Here is a 17,194-nt window from a genome sequence, read left to right as displayed (position 1 = left end):
GGGTGGAAGCGCAGCAATGCGTGCAGCTGACGAATACTAATCGGTCGAGGGCTTATCCTAAAAGTACCCCACAAAGTGAAGCTTAGGCTTCGAGGAGTATTCCGAATACTTTGCGGGGGCCCCAAAGAAACAAAGGAATGCAGCAGCTTAAACTTTCGTATCCAGTTTTCAGGGCGCAAAACTTGTTGTAGAAGCTGCCAAGCGCGGATGATATAACAATAATGCGAAGACATTTGGCGATGTCTAAACCTGATCTTGCAGCGTCCCCGATCGCTGCAAGCGACAAGATTCGGGGGACAAGCGTGGCGGTGTAGCTCAGCTGGCTAGAGCGTACGGTTCATACCCGTGAGGTCGGGGGTTCGATCCCCTTCGCCGCTACCATAACCTGGAGGATTAGCTCAGCTGGGAGAGCATCTGCCTTACAAGCAGAGGGTCGGCGGTTCGATCCCGTCATCCTCCACCATGAACTTTATAGGGAATTTTGGAGCTGTGGTGTAGAGGCCTAACATGCCTGCCTGTCACGCAGGAGACCGCGGGTTCGAATCCCGTCAGCTCCGCCATTCAAATCATCAGGCTCGGTAGCTCAGTCGGTAGAGCAGAGGACTGAAAATCCTCGTGTCGGCGGTTCGATTCCGTCCCGAGCCACCATTACGGAGGGCTAGCGAAGTGGCCAAACGCGGGAGACTGTAAATCTCTTCCTCACGGTTCGGTGGTTCGAATCCATCGCCCTCCACCACTTCATATGAATGAGAGCCATTAGCTCAGTTGGTAGAGCACCTGACTTTTAATCAGGGTGTCGTAGGTTCGAGTCCTACATGGCTCACCATTTTAAAGCAAATGCAATCGAGGATCCGAGGATTTTCGGTTTTTTTGTTTATATGACTTTCAGCAATTTAAAAAGGAGTATCCGCCCGTACGCATCGTCGCGACGGCGGGTACTCCTTTATTTGTTATTTGGCGCGAATTTCGAGCTCGCGTACCAGCTCGCCCACCGAATCGCCAAGACGAAGAATCAGGTCTTCGCTCAGGTCGAAGTGTAGTTCGCCGTCCGCTCCCTGCGTACGGTTGATTTGAGCGTCTACGGCATATACGCCGCTGACGTAATGTTTGGCGCCCATGGAAGCAAGCACCGGCTTAAGGGAATAATCGATGGAGAGCATATGGGCGATCGTGCCGCCGATGAACAGGGGAGCGATGATTTTGCCGTCGAGTCCCTTCTGCGGCAGCAGATCCAGGTATGCTTTCAGCACGCCCGTGAAGGACGCTTTATATACGGGACTCGCGATTACGACCGCATCGGCGGAATCGACCAAGGCGTTAGCCGCGAGTATGGCGGGACTGTTAAAGTTTGCTTGCACGAGGTCCTCGGCGGGGAGGGAGACGACCGTGATCAGCTCGGGAGAAAGGTTGCGCTCCGCAAGCTTCTGCTGCACGAACTGTATCATTCCATTTAGCCGGGATGAAGCATTCGGGCTACCGGATATAATAATGATTTTTGACATAATGGCACTCCTCTTTTTTATTGAAAATTTTGGATCATCGTACCATGAAAGGTTAATCGGGTCAATCCGAAGAGGCGGGTTTCTTGTATTTTAACGAGATAAGGGAACAATGTATATAAATCAGACATAAAAAAGGGGTAGTTGCTATGATGTATGTCATCGCGGGATTGATCAGCTTCGCATTCGTGTTCGCAAGCGTGCCGCCGCTCCGGAGGCTTGCCCTGCGCCTTGGCTTCGTCGATCGGCCGACGACCCGCAAAATACATAAAAAGCCGGTTCCTTTGATGGGGGGAGCGGCTATTTTTGCCGGATGCGTTCTCGTCATGCTCCTGTTCATCGGCTTTACGCCGCTAACCGGCACGATCGCCGCCGGAGGATTCGTGCTCGTCTGCGTCGGCTTGCTGGACGATGCGGCAAAGTCGAAGGGGAAGGACTTTCCCGTATGGCCTCGGGTCCTTCTCTATATGGGTGCGGCATCGATTCCGAGCTTGTTCCAAATTAAGATCGCCGGCATCGCAAGTCCGTTTGACGGCCTGTTCCATTCGTTTCCCGATTGGTTCTCCTGGCTGACGACGATGTTGTGGGTATTCGCGCTGATCAACATGTTCAATTTTATAGACGGCGTAGACGGGCTTGCATCCGGAGTGAGCACGTTGTCTTCGCTGACGCTGCTGGCGGCCGCCTTGATTAAGGGACAGCCGGATTCGGCCATTCTGGCCGTTATCGTAGCGGGCGTATCCATCGGGTTTCTCGCGCACAACTTCTACCCTGCGAGAATTTTCATGGGCGACGCGGGCGCGACGTTTCTCGGCTACACGCTTGCGGTCATTGCCGTCGACGGGGCCTTCAAACGAGCGACGTTCCTCACGGTGCTCGTCCCGCTGCTCGCGCTCGGACTTCCTATTCTGGACACCGCTTACGTCATGCTGCGCAGATTGATCAGCGGCAAGGGCCTGCACCGGGCGGACAAGCTGCACACGCATCATACGTTGATGAAATGGGGCTTAAACCAAGTTCAAACCGTCTCCTTCATGTATTTGATCGCGGCTCTGTTCGCGCTGCTGTCGATCATACTTTTGCTTGCGGTGGGCTGAACCGGAACGTCTCTTTATGGTACAATGACGAAAAAAAGCGTTTTTATAGCTGCGAATCGTCATTCGTTCCGCCTATAGGCGGTATCAGCCGATAACGCTTGTGGAGATTGGAGACCTGCGAAATGAGCACGACAGACTGGTTGAAGCCGCTGCAGCACATTTTGAATTGTCCGGTACATCTCGTTACGAAATCGCTTGCGGATTGGCACGACTTGATCAAGGACGCCGATGCCGTGTGGCTCGGAGACAAGACGGCCTCCTCTATACCCGCAGAAGGCGCGCGCGCGGAAAAGGCCGGGAAGACGTCGATCGTCATTGCAAGCGCCGACGCTTCCGTCGAGTTGATCGAAATCGACAAGCCGTCGCTCCAAACCTCGGAGAAGGAGCTGATCAGCTGGACGCTTCAGTTGAACCGGGAGCCGGTCACCGAGAAAGCGGGCACCGCGCAATCCGAGACGGAGCGAAGCGCCTTGAAGCTTAGCGAATGGATCCAGAAGCAGCTTGAATCCGACGAACCGGCGTATTCCTTGCCCGATCATCTGACGACGGGCAGCCGGCTGTTTAACGAAATGATCCCTTTCCTGCTCGTTACCGAGCAAACGAATACGAAACAAGGCACATACGCCGAGCTCGAAAAGCTGCTTCGCTCCTTCCTGTCGGACGACGTGCTGCTTATCCCGCTCAAGAGCCAGGAATGGCTCATCTGGGGCTCCGCCTCGCTGCTGAGGGACGAAGACGCGGAAGCGTTCGAGGAGCAGGAGGACGAGTCCCTGGAGGACAGCCTCGCTTCCATCGGCTCAGGGTTGCACGAAATGCTGGCGAGCGAATGGATCGGGGAATGCCATCTGGCCGTCGCCTATCCGGCCGTTCCGGCCAAAGGGATGGTCGAGACGACGATTCTGCTTCGCGAGACGCTGAACCTTGGCCGTAAGTTTCATGTCGGCACGAATATTCATTTGCCATGGATGCTCCAGCTGGAGCGGCTGCTAAACGCCATTCCGGAGACGCAGCGAACCAAATATTTGGAGCAATCGCTGAAACGAGCCGATTTTTTCGTCGAATCGGAGATGCTGAGCACGATCGAAACCTTCTTCGCGCTCGATTGCAACGTGAGCGAGACGGCCAAAAAGCTCTATATTCATCGAAATACGCTATTATATCGGCTGGACAAGCTCAAACAGGAAACAGGACTCGACGTGCGGCAGTTCCGGGACGCCGTTTTGGTGAAAATTATATTACTATTGTACAAAGTTACGAAAAGGAATTAGTTTTTTTGTAAAGTATGTGCATAGTCACAAGCGCTTGCGTGGGATAAGATATAGGCATATCGAAATTTCTTTCTTAGGGGGAAAATGATCATGGCAGGCGTACGTTTAGAAGGCATTTACAAAAAATACCCGGGTTCGGACAAAGCATCGGTAACCGACGTAAACTTGGACATCAAGGATAAAGAGTTTCTCGTATTGGTAGGTCCATCCGGCTGCGGTAAATCGACAACTCTTCGTATGATTGCAGGACTCGAAGAAATTTCTGAAGGCAAATTGTTCATCGGCGACCGCCTCGTGAACGACGTGGCTCCGAAAGACCGCGACATCGCGATGGTATTCCAATCCTACGCGTTGTACCCGCACATGAACGTTTACCAAAACATGGCTTTCGGCCTTAAACTTCGCAAATTCAAAAAAGCAGACATCGACAAGCGCGTTCGTGAAGCTGCTAAAATTCTTGATATCGAGCATTTGCTTGACCGCAAACCAAAAGCGCTTTCCGGCGGTCAGCGCCAACGTGTCGCATTGGGACGCGCGATCGTACGCGAACCGCAAGTATTCTTGATGGATGAGCCGCTCTCCAACTTGGACGCGAAGCTTCGCGGTCAGATGCGCGCGGAAATTTCCAAGCTGACGAAACGTCTTGAAACGACGACGATCTACGTAACGCATGACCAGATCGAGGCCATGACGATGGGCGACCGTATCGTTGTTATGAAGGACGGCTTCATTCAACAAACGGCTTCCCCGGAAGAGCTTTACAACCACCCGGTTAACATTTTCGTTGCAGGCTTCATCGGCGCTCCTTCCATGAACTTCGTAAGCGGATCGCTTACTGAGCAAGGCGGCACTGTTCGCTTTAAAGCTAGCGGCGTGGACGTTGTCGTTCCTGAAGGCAAAGCGGCTACGCTTCGTTCGAAAGGCTACATCGGCAAAGAGGTCATCCTCGGCATTCGCCCGGAAGACCTTCACGAAGAGCCGGTATTCCTGGAAGCTTCCCCTCAAACGATCGTTAACGCGAACGTTGAGGTTGCCGAGAACCTTGGTCACGAAATGTACCTGTACCTGAACGGCATTGGCACTGACACGGTTATCGCGCGCGTTGACGGCCGTTCCGGCGTTCGTGACGGCGTAAGCGTGAAGCTTGCCCTCGACATGAACAAGGTTCACCTGTTCGACAAAGAATCCGAACTGAACATTTTCGAGAACTAATTTCCATCCTAATTTTAGGAAAGAACCGCCGGTAGATGCCGGCGGTTTTTTTTGATTGCTCGGGAAACGGATGCGCATCCCGGACGTTCTCGATTTCTTTTTATGCAAGTCCGCAACAAAGTCGTTAGATTAACGTTCATTAGATTGAAGTATACAGGCCTATCGATTTATAATCAGGGAGTCTATCGTTCAAGAGTATTGTCGAAAGTTAGAGGAGGAGCTCAAGCGCTCATCGCTTTTGGGCTCTTTTTTTATTATAAAGGAAAAACCGTTTCGGCGAATCGGGCGTCTAATAGGAACAAAGCGCGTCGAAAGGGCGGGGAGGCTGGACATGGAGAAAGACGAATATGCTTCGGCCGCGATCAAGGGAGACGAGACGGCTTTGCTGCAGCGTATCGAGATGGATAAACAGCAATTATACGCCATTGCTTATTCGTATATGCGCAACGAGGACGACGCGCTGGAAGCGGTGCAGGAGACGGTGTGCCGCGTATGGGTGAAGAGGCGAACGCTGCGCGAGCCGCAATTTTTTTCGACGTGGATGATCCGCATTCTGATCAGGGTTTGCCTCGACGCCCGAAAGAAACGGCAGAGAGAATGGCCGTTGGAACGCGACATAGGCCGTCGGGAGCGGCTCGGGCAAGCGGATGACGCGGCCGAGCGGCTGGACATCGCGGCACAGGTGCAGCTGCTTCCGCCGAAGTACCGGATGGTCGTGACGCTAAAGTATTATCGGGATATGACGATTACGGATATCGCGAAGCTGCTGGAAAAGCCGGAAGGCACGATCCGGACGTGGCTGAATAAGGCGCTCAAGACGTTAAGGGCCGACGCGACGATGCTGGAAGGAGGGGAACGGAATGATGGCTGGAGAGGAAGCGAATACGGAACGAAACGAACGTAGCTTGCGGGCCGATCGCGAGCGAACGGAGCGCGAGCTGCTGCAATTGCCGGAGGAAGCGCTGGATACGGCTATTCGGAATGGACTCTCCATGGGGCGGAGCCGCGCGATCCGGGGGAGACGGGGGAAAATCGGAATCGGAACGCTCGCGGCGGCGATGAGCATGCTGCTGCTGCTCACGGCTTTCGTCAAGGTATCCCCCGCTTTCGCGTCGATCGTGAGAGACATACCGGGACTCGGCGGGTTTGTCGAGCTGATCGAGGGTGACAAGTCGTTGTTATCGGCCGTTAATAACGAGTTTATACAGCCGGTGAACGCGAGCGACGAGAAGAACGGGTACAAACTGACGGTGGAAGGCATTCTTGCCGATGAGGGAAGGCTTATCATTTTATATACGGGCGAAGGACCGGGCATTACCGATCAGTCGGAGATTAGAGATTTCAAGCTGATGGACGGCGGAGGCAAAGACGTGATAGGCGGTATATCCACCTCGTTTTTTCCGGGCGGGGACGAGAGCGAGGCTAAGCCTATCATCCATAATTACGTCGACGTGGTGATGGGAGAAGGAATCCCGATCCCGGAGAGGATCCGATTCGCCGCCCGGCTCGGAGACCAATGGCTGGAGGTAGCGTTCCCGGTCGAGCATGAACGGTTCAGCGGGATGTCCGACACGATCCGGGTCGATCGATCCTTCGCCATCGCCGGGCAGCGGTTCACCGTTACCGACGCGATCATTACTCCGCTTCAGGTGAAGCTGACGATCGAGAGCGACTCGGCGAACGCGAAACGTTCGAATCTGCTTATCGATATCGCCCTTGTGGACGAAATGGGACGGAAGTATACGTCAAGGGGCGGGCTCGGCGAGCTGGACGGAAAGATCACCTATCTGTTCCAGAGCAGCTATTTCGAGAAGCCCAAGCGCCTTACGCTGGTCGCGGACGGCTTGCTTCTGTCGGAGCGAAACAAGACATTTGTGATAAATACGGATCGCTTGGCGACGCTCCGTACGCCGGATGGCCGAATGAGGCTGGAGGAAGTCGAAGACGTCGGCGATAGCCTCAAGCTTACGATTCTCGTCGACGGATTGAACGAAACCGAGACGAAGCTCGGCTACGACTTATTCAAACACAAAGGAGCGTTCAAGGACGCTTCAGGCCAAACGCACCGGCTGCTGGACCGCGACGGCATTAAGAGATCGATCAGAAATACCGAAACCGGCTCCACGCACCTGATCTATTATTTCATCCCGAAGGCGGACTACAAACAGCCGTTAACTTTCGACATCAAGCAATATCCGGGTTATGCGCTGCAAGAGGTCAGCGTCCCGATAAAATGACTGAAGGCGCCGGGCAGCGTTGAAACGTTGCGTTCGGCGCCTTTTTCCTTTACGATGAAGACATTGGGAAAAAACATACATATATACGCAGCATGCAGTTGCCATATGAGGGAGGCCGTACGATGGCTAAAAAAGTGAAGGTTTCCGAGCTCGTCCAGCATTTCCAGCTCGAAATCGTTGCCGGCGAAGACGGGCTGAAGCGCGCGGTTACCGTCGACGATCTGTATCGTCCGGGCTTGGAGATGGCTGGTTATTTCCATTATTTTCCGAGCGAACGCGTGCAGCTTCTCGGACGGACGGAAATCTCGTTCTTGAACATGCTCGACAGCGAAGAGCGCAAAAGCCGGATGGCCCGGCTATGCAACGAAGAAACGCCTTGCATTATTTTGACGAGGGGACTCGACGCCCCCCAGGAGTTAATCGACCAATCGAACGAGACGAATATTCCGGTGCTGCGCAGCAATACGGCGACGACGATTCTATCCAGCCGCATTACCGACTTCCTGGAGCGGAAGCTGGCGCCGACCGCTACGATCCACGGAGTGCTCGTCGACGTCTACGGGGTGGGCATGCTCATCACCGGCGGAAGCGGCATCGGCAAAAGCGAAACGGCGCTCGAGCTTGTGAAGCGCAGCCATCGGCTCGTCGCGGACGACGCAGTCGAAATCCGGCAAACGTCGGACGGGCAGCTGCACGGCAGCGCGCCGGAGCTCATTCGTCATTTGCTCGAAATTCGGGGCCTCGGGATCATTAACGTGATGACGTTATTCGGAGCCGGGGCGGTGCGCTCGCAGAAGCGGATCGGACTGGTCATCAAGCTGGAGAACTGGCAGCAGGATAAGCAGTATGACCGGCTCGGCTTAGACGAGGAGACGACGCGCATCATCGAAACGGATATTCCGCTTGTCACGGTTCCCGTTCGCCCGGGGCGGAACTTGGCGGTCATTATCGAGGTCGCGGCCATGAACTTCCGGCTCAAGCGGATGGGCTACAATGCCGCATTGCAATTTACGAACAAGCTGACCGAGACGATCGCGGACGATATGGACGATTACGATTGAACCAAAAAGGGGATAGAAATAGATGAAGACATTGATTTTGAATCCGATTGCCTTCACGCTCGGTTCGATTGAAGTGCATTGGTACGGCATTATTCTGGGGACCGCCGCCCTGGTCGGCTTGCTGCTCGCCGTGCAGGAGGGGAAGCGGTTCGGCATCAAGCCGGACTTCTTCATGGACCTGCTGCTGCTCGGGGTTCCTTCCGCCATCATCGGAGCGCGAATTTATTATGTCGCGTTCATGTGGGAAGATTATAAAGGACGTTTCCTGGACGTGTTCAAAATATGGGAGGGCGGCATCGCCATCTACGGCGCCCTCATCGGCGCTTTCATATGCGGCTTCTTCTACTTCCGCTATAAAGGCTACAATTTCTGGCGGATGGTCGACATTTGCGCGCCGTCGCTTCTGGCCGGACAAATGATCGGCCGCTGGGGCAACTTCATGAACCAGGAAGCTTACGGCGGGGAGACGACCGAGGCGTTCCTGCGGGATACGCTTCACCTGCCGAACTTTATCGTGGAACAGATGCTGATCAACGGCGCTTATCGCCATCCGGCGTTTCTGTACGAATCGTTATGGAGCCTGGTCGGCCTCGTCATTCTGTTCATCCTGCGCAGGCAGCGCTTCCTGCGCGCGGGCGAGCTTGTGGCCAGCTATGTAATCTGGTATTCGTTAGGCCGGTTTTTCATCGAAGCGCTTCGCACCGACAGCTTGGCGTTCATCGGGCCGTCGTGGCTCGCTTCCTTCATCAACGCGCTATGGACGCCGATGGAGCTCGTGTTCATGCAGGGGTATTTGGATCCGTCGTACGGCAACATCCGCATCTCGCAGGCGCTTGCCCTGCTGCTCATTATCGGGGCGATCGTCCTCATTATCGTTCGCAGAAGGACGGGACACGCTTCCGCGCATTACAACGACCCGATCGTCACGAGCAAGCCGGAGCGAAACGTCGATAACAACGGCAAGAAGGCCGGCGCAGGCGAAGCGGCCGACTCCGCAAGCAAGAAAGCGAAGGAAAGCGAAGCGGGGCCTGACAGAGGGAATAAGTAATTCAGGAGGTTTTTCGGACGATGACGGGCAAAATCAAAACGATGCTGTTCGATTTGGACGGCACGATTATCGACACCAATGAGCTGATCATTCGCTCGTTCATAGAATCCTTGAAAGGATACGTGCCGGAGGATTTCGGACGGGACCATATCATTCCGAGCATGGGCAATCCGTTGACCGATCAAATGAAGCTGTTCTCGGGACTGGACAACGTCGATCATTTGGTCGCGGCATACCGCGAAGTCAACCTTCGCCTGCATGACGAGTACGTGAAGCCGTTCGATTACGTCAACGAGGTCATTGCCAAGTTGCATAACAACGGCATTCAGATCGGGGTCGTCACGACCAAAATGAGACTGACGACCGAACGCGGCTTGAAGTTCGTCGGTTTGTTCGATTACGTGGACGCGATCGTGACGATCGACGACGTCGTTAACCCGAAGCCGCATGCGGAGCCGGTAAGCAAAGCGGTCGAGCTGCTCGGCGCGGATCCGAAGACGACGGTCATGGTCGGCGACAGCATGGTCGACATTCAGTCGGCCATCGCGGCGGGGACGATCGCGGTTGGCGTGGCCTGGTCGCTCAAGGGCGAGCAGAAGCTGAAGGAAGCGGGCGCGCATCACGTCATTCACGATATGCGCGACCTCTATTCGTTCGTCGGAATGGAGCGGGAGACGCTTGCGAAAGGTTGAACGATATCCGGTTGAAGGACCGAATGCGCTGTGGCAGGTATATTCGACGGTGAGCCGCGCCAAGGCGGTGCGCAATTTCGTTTTTATCCAGCTGGCGCGCTATTGCCCGAGCCTTCCGCTCAAAAATTGGATTTACCGGCGCATTCTCGGGATGAAGGTCGGCGAGCATACCGCCTTCGCCTTGATGGTGATGGTCGACGTATTCTTTCCCGAGCGCATTGCGGTTGGCCATAATTCGATTATCGGATATAATACAACGATTTTGACGCATGAATATTTGATACGAGAATACCGAATCGGCGGCGTCAACATCGGTTCGAACGTTATGATCGGCGCCAATTCGACGATTCTGCCGGGCGTAACGATCGGCGACCATGCGGTGGTGGCGGCCGGATCGCTCGTGCACAAAGACGTCCCGGCGCACGCCTTCGTAGGCGGCAATCCGATGCGGGAGATCAAGCGGGATGCCGCGTCGGCGTCTTCCGCACGGGACGGGCGGGATTAGCGGCGAGCCGCAGCATCATATATAGGCAAGGGCAGCCTCATCCGGTATCGTGCATGGCACCGGGTGAGGCTTTCTTTGTGAGCGAAGAATGGCGCGAACCGCTTGACGGAACCGAGACGTTCATGCTAATATTACGACTAAATCTTTAATTTGTTAGTATGGTAACATGGTAGCACTTTAATATATTAAAGCAATTGAAGGTGATGACGAATGTCCAAACCGAAGGGGTTCGAAAAACCGATCGGCGTGAAAGATTATTTGCCCGGCGCGGTGGCGAAGCTGCGCCATATCGAACGTCAGGTGCTTGCCTGCATGCAAGGCTGGGGCTATGAGCAAATTATAACCCCGACGATGGAATATTACGATACGGTGGGCATGGCGAGCTCGACGTCGGACGCGAAGCTGTTCAAGCTGCTCAACAATCGCGGGACGACGCTCGTGCTTCGCTCCGATATGACCGCTCCGATCGCGCGCGTGGTCGCGTCGCTGCTGAAGCAGGAAGATTTCCCGCAGCGGCTGTCGTACCATTCGAACGTGTTCCGCGCGATCGAGGAGGAAGCGGGGCGCGAGGCGGAGTTTTTCCAAACGGGCGTGGAGCTTGTCGGCGATTCGTCGGCGGAAGCCGATGCCGAAGTGGTCGCGCTGGCGATCGCGTCCTTGAATGCGGCGGGCGTGGAGCGGTTCAAGATCGCGATCGGCCATGTCGGTTTCTTGAACGGATTGCTCGGAGAGACGCTGCCGGGCAATACGGAAGCGCAGGAGCAGCTGAAGAGCTGCCTGCTCGGCCGCGATCATGTCGGCTACCGCCAGCGCCTGCGTGAGCTTTCCCTCGAGGTGCCGGTGCAGCGCGAGCTCGAAGGCATCCTTCGCCTGCGCGGCGGAGCGGAAATATGCGATCAGGCGCTGCAGCTGAGCGCGGACGAGACCGCCCGGACGTCGATCCGCCATTTGTGCGAGATTTGGGACGTCCTGAAGGCGTACGGCGTCAGCGAGTATGTGTTGATCGACCTGACGATGATCGGCGATTTCTCCTATTATACGGGTATGACGTTCGAAGCCTATGCGGCGGATCTCGGTTTTCCGGTCGCGAGCGGCGGCCGCTACGACAATTTGCTTGCCCAATTCGGACGGCCGGCGCCGGCGACGGGCTTCGCCTTGAAGACGACGCGCATCGTCGAGCTGCTTGGCGACGAAGCGGAAGCGGAGGTAGAGCGCACGCTTATCGTGTACGACGCGGCCGGCCGGACGGCCGCGCTAGCGAAGGCGCAGGAGCTTCGCTCGCAAGGCGTCAATGTCGTGACGGAGCGCGCGGACGGGCGCTCCGGGACGCCGGCAGCGGCCGGTGCGGCTGAGCCGTTCACGCATAAGGGCGTTCGTTATGCGGCGTTATTATCGTATGGCGGTAACGGCTTGAAAGGGGGCAGCGCCACATGAGCGGAGAGGCGAAGGAAATATTGAAGGTCGCGATGCCGAAAGGCCGCATTTACAAGCAGGCGTCGAAGCTGTTCCGCGAGGCGGGGCTGCCGATTCCGAGCGATTTCGACGATACGCGCAAGCTGATCATCGAGCTGCCCGAAGCAGGCATGGAGTTTATTATGGCGAAGCCGGTCGACGTGCCAACCTACGTGGAGTATGGCGTGGCGGATATCGGGGTCGTCGGCAAGGACGTGCTGATGGAGGAAAACAAGGACGTCTACGAGCTGCTCGACCTCGGCATCGCCAAGTGCCGGATGTCGGTCATCGGCCTGCCGGATTGGAAGCCGACGATTCATCCGCGCGTGGCGACGAAGTACCCGAACGTGGCATCGGCTTACTTCCGCGAGCAGGGGCAGCAGGTAGAGGTTATCAAGCTGAACGGCTCGATCGAGCTTGCTCCGATGATCGGCCTGGCGGACCGCATCGTCGACATGGTGGAAACGGGGCAGACGCTGCGCGAGAACGGCCTCGTCGAGATGGAGGCCATCTTCGGCATTACGAGCCGCCTCATCGCGAACCGGGTCAGCTACCGGATGAAGAACGACGCGATTCAAAGCTTGTGCGACCGGCTGCAGGAGACGCTGGCCGCCCGGGTATAGGCGGGATTCCGGGACGATAGCCGGACCGGGAGAGCGGCGCAGCCGGCAAGCGAGCGTGGCGGATGGAACTTATAAACGGAACGAAAGGCAATTAGAGCGGCGTTAGCAGGCCTTGCGACGGAGCGGGCCGCGCGCCGAGCAATCGGAAGGAGTGGGCGAGATGCGGATCATGCAAGCGGAGCAGTTTGGGTTGAAGCGCGAGGTGGAATACGGAACGCCGGAGCAAAATGAAGCGGCCCTGAAGATCGTCGCGGACGTAAGGGCCGAAGGGGATGCGGCGCTGCTGCGCTATACGGAGCGGCACGACCGGGTGAAACTGGACGCGGCGTCGCTGCGGGTGACGCCACGGGAGATCGAGGCGGCGTACGGGCAGGTGGACGCCGCGTTCCTCGCGGCGATCCGCGAGGCGGCCGCGAACATTCGGGCTTTCCACGAGAAGCAGATGCGCACCTCGTGGATGGATTTGCAGCCGGACGGGACGCTGCTCGGGCAAATCATGCGGCCGCTGAAGCGGGTCGGCGTGTATGTGCCCGGAGGCAAGGCGGCGTATCCGTCGTCCGTGCTGATGAACGTAATTCCGGCACAGGTTGCCGGCGTGCCGGAGATCGTGATGGTGACGCCGCCCGCGACCGGCGGCAAGGAGGGCATCGACCCGTATATTCTCGTCGCCGCCGCGGAAGCGGGCGTGAAAGAGATGTACCGGGTCGGGGGAGCTCAGGCGATTGCCGCGCTTGCGTACGGCACCGCCACCATTGCGCCGGTCGATAAAATATGCGGACCGGGCAACATCTACGTGGCGCTGGCGAAGCGCGCCGTGTTCGGCGCCGTCGATATCGACAGCATCGCCGGCCCAAGCGAAATCGTCGTGCTGGCCGACGATTCGGCCGATCCCGCGTACGCAGCCGCGGATCTGCTCTCGCAGGCCGAGCACGACGAGATGGCATCGGCGATTCTCGTTACGCCGTCGCGGCAGCTTGCGGAAGCGGTCGCGGCGGAGGTGGAGCGGCAGCTGTCCGCGCTGCCGCGCGAAGCGATCGCACGCAGCTCGATCGACAGCTACGGCGCGATATTGCTCGTCGATTCGCTTGAAGCGGGCATCGACGTGGTCAATCAGCTCGCGCCGGAGCACCTCGAGGTGCTGACGCTCGAACCGATGCGCCTGCTCGGGCTGATTCAGAACGCGGGCGCGATTTTCCTAGGGCCGTACAGCTCCGAGCCGGTTGGCGACTACTTCGCGGGACCGAACCACATTATCCCGACGAACGGCACGGCGCGTTTCTCGTCGCCGGTGAACGTGGACGATTTCCTGAAAAAGTCGAGTCTGATCTACTACAGCAAAGAAGCGCTGCTGGCAAACGGCGATAAAATCATGACGCTCGCGCGGCACGAGGGGTTTGAAGGCCACGCCCGCGCGATCGGGATTCGGCTGGAGAAGGAACGCGGCTGAGACATAAAACCGAAATTATCTAAAGGAAGAAGGAATGAAAGTGGCGGAGAACAAAGTGCGCGAGGCGTCGGTGGCGCGCAAAACGAACGAAACGGACATTAAGCTGACCTTTGCGGTCGACGGAACCGGCGAGACGAAGCTCGATACGGACGTGCCGTTCCTGAACCATATGCTGGATCTGTTCGCCAAGCACGGACAATTCAATCTAGAAGTCGAAGCGCGCGGCGACATCGACATCGACGACCATCACACGGTGGAGGATATCGGCATTTGCATCGGGCAGACGCTGCGCGAGGCGCTCGGCGACAAACGCGGCATCAAGCGCTACGCGAGCGTGTTCGTGCCGATGGACGAAGCGCTGGCGCAGGTCGTTATCGACGTGAGCAACCGCCCGCACTTCGAATACCGCGCGGAATATCCGTCCGCGCAGGTCGGCAGCTTCTCGACGGAGCTCGTGCACGAGTTTCTGTGGAAGCTGGCGCTGGAGTCGCGCGTCACGCTGCACGTCATCGTGCATTACGGCAAAAATACGCATCATATGATCGAAGCGGTGTTCAAGGCGCTTGGACGCGCCCTTGACGAAGCGACGAGCATCGATCCCCGCGTGCAAGGAGTGCCTTCGACGAAGGGAGTGCTGTAGCATGATCGCGATCATCGATTACGGCATGGGCAACCTGCACAGCGTAGCCAAAGCGGTTGAGCGTCTTGGCTGCGAGGCGGTTGTCACGGCCGATCCGCGGACGATCGTGGAGGCGGACGGCGCGATATTGCCCGGCGTCGGGGCGTTTGGCGACGCGATGGACAATTTGCGCCACACGAAGCTGGACGAGGTCGCGAAATTTTACGCGGCATCGGGCAAGCCGATGCTCGGAATCTGCCTCGGGATGCAGCTGCTCTTCGGCGAGAGCGAGGAGTACGGCACGCATGAAGGGCTGAACATCTTGCCGGGCAAAGTCATCCGGTTCAGCGGCGATTACAAAATCCCTCATATGGGGTGGAACAAGCTGACATTCCTTCAGGAAGCGTCGCCGCTGTTCAAGGGGCTCGAGGAAGGCCACGTCTACTTCGTGCATTCCTTCCACGCGAAGCCGGAGCTGGCGGGCGACCTGCTGGCGGTGACGGACTACCGTCAGCAGGTGACCGCGATCGTCGGACGCGGCAATGTGTACGGCATGCAGTTCCATCCGGAAAAAAGCGGGGAGCTCGGCATGAGGCTGTTGGGCAATTTCCTGGCGTTAACGAAATAGAGAAACGAACGAAGGAGAGGGTAACATGCTGGCGAAACGTATCATTCCTTGCCTCGACGTGAAGGACGGGCGCGTCGTGAAGGGCGTGAACTTCGTTAACCTGCGCGACGCGGGCGATCCGGTCGAGCTTGCGGCCACGTATGACCGGGAAGGCGCCGACGAGCTCGTCTTCCTGGACATCTCGGCCTCTGTCGAAGGACGGGCCACGATGATCGAGGTCGTGAAGCGGACGGCCGGCGAGATCACGATCCCCTTCACGGTGGGCGGCGGCATCTCGCATGTCGACGACATGAAGCGGCTGCTGCGCGCGGGCGCGGACAAAATCGGCATCAATACGGCCGCGGTCAAAAATCCTACGCTCGTGAAGGACGGGGCGCGCAAGTTCGGCTCCCAGTGCATCGTCGTCGCGATCGACGCGAAGTACAACGCGGAATGGGGCGAGTGGGAAGTCTATACGCACGGCGGCCGCCAATCGACCGGCATCAAGGCGCTGGAATGGGCCCGCGAGGTGGAGCGCATGGGCGCCGGGGAAATTTTGCTGACGAGCATGGACGCGGACGGCACGAAGGACGGTTTCGACCTGAAGCTCACCGGGGCGGTATCGGATTCGCTCGGCATTCCGGTCATCGCTTCCGGCGGAGCGGGGCGGATCGGGCATTTTCACGACGTGTTCGAGCTGGCGCATGCGGACGCGGCGCTTGCGGCTACGATTTTCCACTACAAAGAAATGACGATTCGCGAAGTGAAGGACGATTTGCGGCAGAAGGGAGTTGAGGTGCGATGACGGAAAACAGGCATAGCGGGGAGCTCATCGCGAAGGTGAAATGGGACGGCGCCGGCCTCGTGCCCGCCATCGTGCAGGATGCGCAGAGCAAAGAGGTGCTGATGATGGCGTACATGAACGAGGAATCGCTGCGGCTGTCGATCGAAAGCGGCGTCACCTGGTTCTGGAGCCGTTCCCGGAGCGAGCTGTGGAACAAAGGGGCAACGAGCGGCAATACGCAGCGCATCGTATCGATGGCCTACGACTGCGATGGCGACACGCTGCTCGTGAAGGTAGAGCAGAAAGGAGCCGCCTGCCATACGGGCCGATACTCCTGCTTCTTCAATCCGATCGGGGTGAGCGGCGCGGCGGCGGATGCGTCCGGTGCCGCGCCGGACCGCTTCGGCACGCTGGGCCGCCTGGAGGGCGTAATCGCCCAGCGCTACGCCGAGCGTCCGGAAGGCTCGTATACGACGTACTTGTTCGAAAAAGGCGTCGACAAAATTTTGAAGAAGGTCGGCGAGGAAGCGTCCGAGGTGATCATCGCGGCCAAAAACAAAGACAACGACGAGCTGCGCAGCGAAGCGAGCGACCTTATTTTCCACCTGATGGTGCTGCTGCGCGAGCGAGGGCTTCCGCTGGACGACGTGATCCGGGAAATCGACGGCCGTCACGGCAAGCCGACTACGAATAAAATGAGATAGCCTGCGGGCAATGGCCGACGAAAGCCGGATCATTCGCCGGGAAGGCCGATCCGCGGTCGTTCATCGACAGCATGCCCGCCGCACCCTTATCGGGGCGCGGCTCGGATGCGCGCGCGGATCGGCCTTTCGGTCTATATCCGCATCCGATCCGCCCCTCATCCCTGCCTCCCGCGGCGCAAGGAGCCGAACGAAAGCGAGCGGCGCCAAGCGATGCGGGATTTGCCGTGCGTACGACATGCAATTGTCGAAAATTAACGGCAATAGATTTTTGAATTATCGTAAATACAATGTATAATATAAATGGACAACACAAGCTTTGTCGAATAATGTGACAAGGAC

Annotated in this window: 17 protein-coding genes and 6 tRNA genes; 22 read left to right on the top strand and 1 reads right to left on the bottom strand. The window is 57.4% G+C overall.

What is annotated here, in order from left to right:
• The first annotated feature begins 304 nt into the window (after positions 1-304).
• The 6 genes from IDH41_RS29075 to IDH41_RS29050 all read left to right on the top strand — a co-directional run bounded on the left by IDH41_RS29075 (position 305) and on the right by IDH41_RS29050 (position 826).
• A tRNA-Met gene (locus IDH41_RS29075) sits at positions 305-381 on the top strand.
• Positions 382-387: 6 nt separating this feature from the next.
• Positions 388-463 (top strand) — tRNA-Val (locus tag IDH41_RS29070).
• A 20-nt stretch (positions 464-483) separates the two neighbouring features.
• Positions 484-560, top strand: a tRNA-Asp gene (locus tag IDH41_RS29065).
• A 12-nt stretch (positions 561-572) separates the two neighbouring features.
• Positions 573-648 (top strand) — tRNA-Phe (locus tag IDH41_RS29060).
• A 4-nt stretch (positions 649-652) separates the two neighbouring features.
• Positions 653-736 (top strand) — tRNA-Tyr (locus IDH41_RS29055).
• 14 nt (positions 737-750) lie between these two features.
• A tRNA-Lys gene (locus IDH41_RS29050) sits at positions 751-826 on the top strand.
• A gap of 124 nt (positions 827-950) precedes the next feature.
• Here IDH41_RS29050 and ssuE read toward each other — a convergent pair.
• Positions 951-1,502, bottom strand: a complete 552-nt coding sequence (ssuE, locus tag IDH41_RS29045; protein WP_190867473.1) for an NADPH-dependent FMN reductase — start codon at positions 1,500-1,502, stop codon at positions 951-953.
• A 146-nt stretch (positions 1,503-1,648) separates the two neighbouring features.
• Here ssuE and IDH41_RS29040 point away from each other — a divergent pair, with 146 nt between their 5' ends.
• The 16 genes from IDH41_RS29040 to hisIE all read left to right on the top strand — a co-directional run bounded on the left by IDH41_RS29040 (position 1,649) and on the right by hisIE (position 16,855).
• Positions 1,649-2,596, top strand: a complete 948-nt coding sequence (locus IDH41_RS29040; protein ID WP_190867471.1) for a glycosyltransferase family 4 protein — start codon at positions 1,649-1,651, stop codon at positions 2,594-2,596.
• 122 nt (positions 2,597-2,718) lie between these two features.
• Positions 2,719-3,864 carry a PucR family transcriptional regulator gene (locus IDH41_RS29035; RefSeq protein ID WP_190867469.1) on the top strand — a complete coding sequence of 382 codons (1,146 nt, stop codon included), beginning with the start codon at positions 2,719-2,721 and terminating at the stop codon, positions 3,862-3,864.
• 90 nt (positions 3,865-3,954) lie between these two features.
• Positions 3,955-5,076 (top strand): ABC transporter ATP-binding protein, encoded by a 1,122-nt coding sequence (locus IDH41_RS29030; protein WP_190867468.1) that lies wholly within the window; start codon positions 3,955-3,957, stop codon positions 5,074-5,076.
• 331 nt (positions 5,077-5,407) lie between these two features.
• Positions 5,408-5,980 carry a sigma-70 family RNA polymerase sigma factor gene (locus IDH41_RS29025; protein ID WP_190867466.1) on the top strand — a complete coding sequence of 191 codons (573 nt, stop codon included), beginning with the start codon at positions 5,408-5,410 and terminating at the stop codon, positions 5,978-5,980.
• Positions 5,937-7,313: a DUF4179 domain-containing protein gene (locus IDH41_RS29020; RefSeq protein ID WP_190867464.1), complete on the top strand. Its 1,377-nt coding sequence runs from the start codon at positions 5,937-5,939 to the stop codon at positions 7,311-7,313. Before IDH41_RS29025 ends, IDH41_RS29020 begins: the two co-directional genes overlap by 44 nt.
• Positions 7,314-7,435: 122 nt before the next feature.
• A complete protein-coding gene (gene hprK, locus IDH41_RS29015; protein ID WP_190867462.1) occupies positions 7,436-8,374 on the top strand; it encodes an HPr(Ser) kinase/phosphatase in 939 nt (312 codons plus the stop codon).
• A 22-nt stretch (positions 8,375-8,396) separates the two neighbouring features.
• Complete coding sequence (lgt, locus tag IDH41_RS29010; RefSeq protein ID WP_190867460.1) at positions 8,397-9,422, top strand: prolipoprotein diacylglyceryl transferase; 1,026 nt, start codon at positions 8,397-8,399, stop codon at positions 9,420-9,422.
• 20 nt (positions 9,423-9,442) lie between these two features.
• Positions 9,443-10,114 carry a pyrophosphatase PpaX gene (ppaX, locus tag IDH41_RS29005; protein WP_190867458.1) on the top strand — a complete coding sequence of 224 codons (672 nt, stop codon included), beginning with the start codon at positions 9,443-9,445 and terminating at the stop codon, positions 10,112-10,114.
• A complete protein-coding gene (locus tag IDH41_RS29000) occupies positions 10,101-10,619 on the top strand; it encodes an acyltransferase (RefSeq protein ID WP_190867456.1) in 519 nt (172 codons plus the stop codon). Before ppaX ends, IDH41_RS29000 begins: the two co-directional genes overlap by 14 nt.
• Before the next feature lie 210 nt (positions 10,620-10,829).
• Complete coding sequence (locus tag IDH41_RS28995; protein WP_190867454.1) at positions 10,830-12,053, top strand: ATP phosphoribosyltransferase regulatory subunit; 1,224 nt, start codon at positions 10,830-10,832, stop codon at positions 12,051-12,053.
• Entirely contained in the window at positions 12,050-12,694 is a 645-nt protein-coding gene (gene hisG / locus IDH41_RS28990) for an ATP phosphoribosyltransferase (protein WP_190867452.1), read from the top strand. Before IDH41_RS28995 ends, hisG begins: the two co-directional genes overlap by 4 nt.
• A gap of 160 nt (positions 12,695-12,854) precedes the next feature.
• Complete coding sequence (hisD, locus tag IDH41_RS28985; RefSeq protein WP_190867450.1) at positions 12,855-14,141, top strand: histidinol dehydrogenase; 1,287 nt, start codon at positions 12,855-12,857, stop codon at positions 14,139-14,141.
• A gap of 40 nt (positions 14,142-14,181) precedes the next feature.
• A complete protein-coding gene (hisB, locus tag IDH41_RS28980; RefSeq protein WP_397328755.1) occupies positions 14,182-14,781 on the top strand; it encodes an imidazoleglycerol-phosphate dehydratase HisB in 600 nt (199 codons plus the stop codon).
• 1 nt (position 14,782) lies between these two features.
• Positions 14,783-15,388 (top strand): imidazole glycerol phosphate synthase subunit HisH, encoded by a 606-nt coding sequence (hisH, locus tag IDH41_RS28975; RefSeq protein WP_190867448.1) that lies wholly within the window; start codon positions 14,783-14,785, stop codon positions 15,386-15,388.
• A gap of 25 nt (positions 15,389-15,413) precedes the next feature.
• Positions 15,414-16,172 (top strand): imidazole glycerol phosphate synthase subunit HisF, encoded by a 759-nt coding sequence (gene hisF, locus IDH41_RS28970; RefSeq protein WP_190867446.1) that lies wholly within the window; start codon positions 15,414-15,416, stop codon positions 16,170-16,172.
• Positions 16,169-16,855, top strand: a complete 687-nt coding sequence (hisIE, locus tag IDH41_RS28965; RefSeq protein ID WP_190867444.1) for a bifunctional phosphoribosyl-AMP cyclohydrolase/phosphoribosyl-ATP diphosphatase HisIE — start codon at positions 16,169-16,171, stop codon at positions 16,853-16,855. The genes hisF and hisIE overlap by 4 nt, the downstream gene beginning before the upstream one ends.
• Positions 16,856-17,194 lie beyond the last annotated feature (339 nt).

Source organism: Paenibacillus arenilitoris, assembly GCF_014705655.1.
GTDB lineage: Bacteria > Bacillota > Bacilli > Paenibacillales > Paenibacillaceae > Pristimantibacillus > Pristimantibacillus arenilitoris.
Note: the sequence above shows the minus strand (reverse complement) of the source record. Positions and strands in the feature narration are given on the sequence as shown.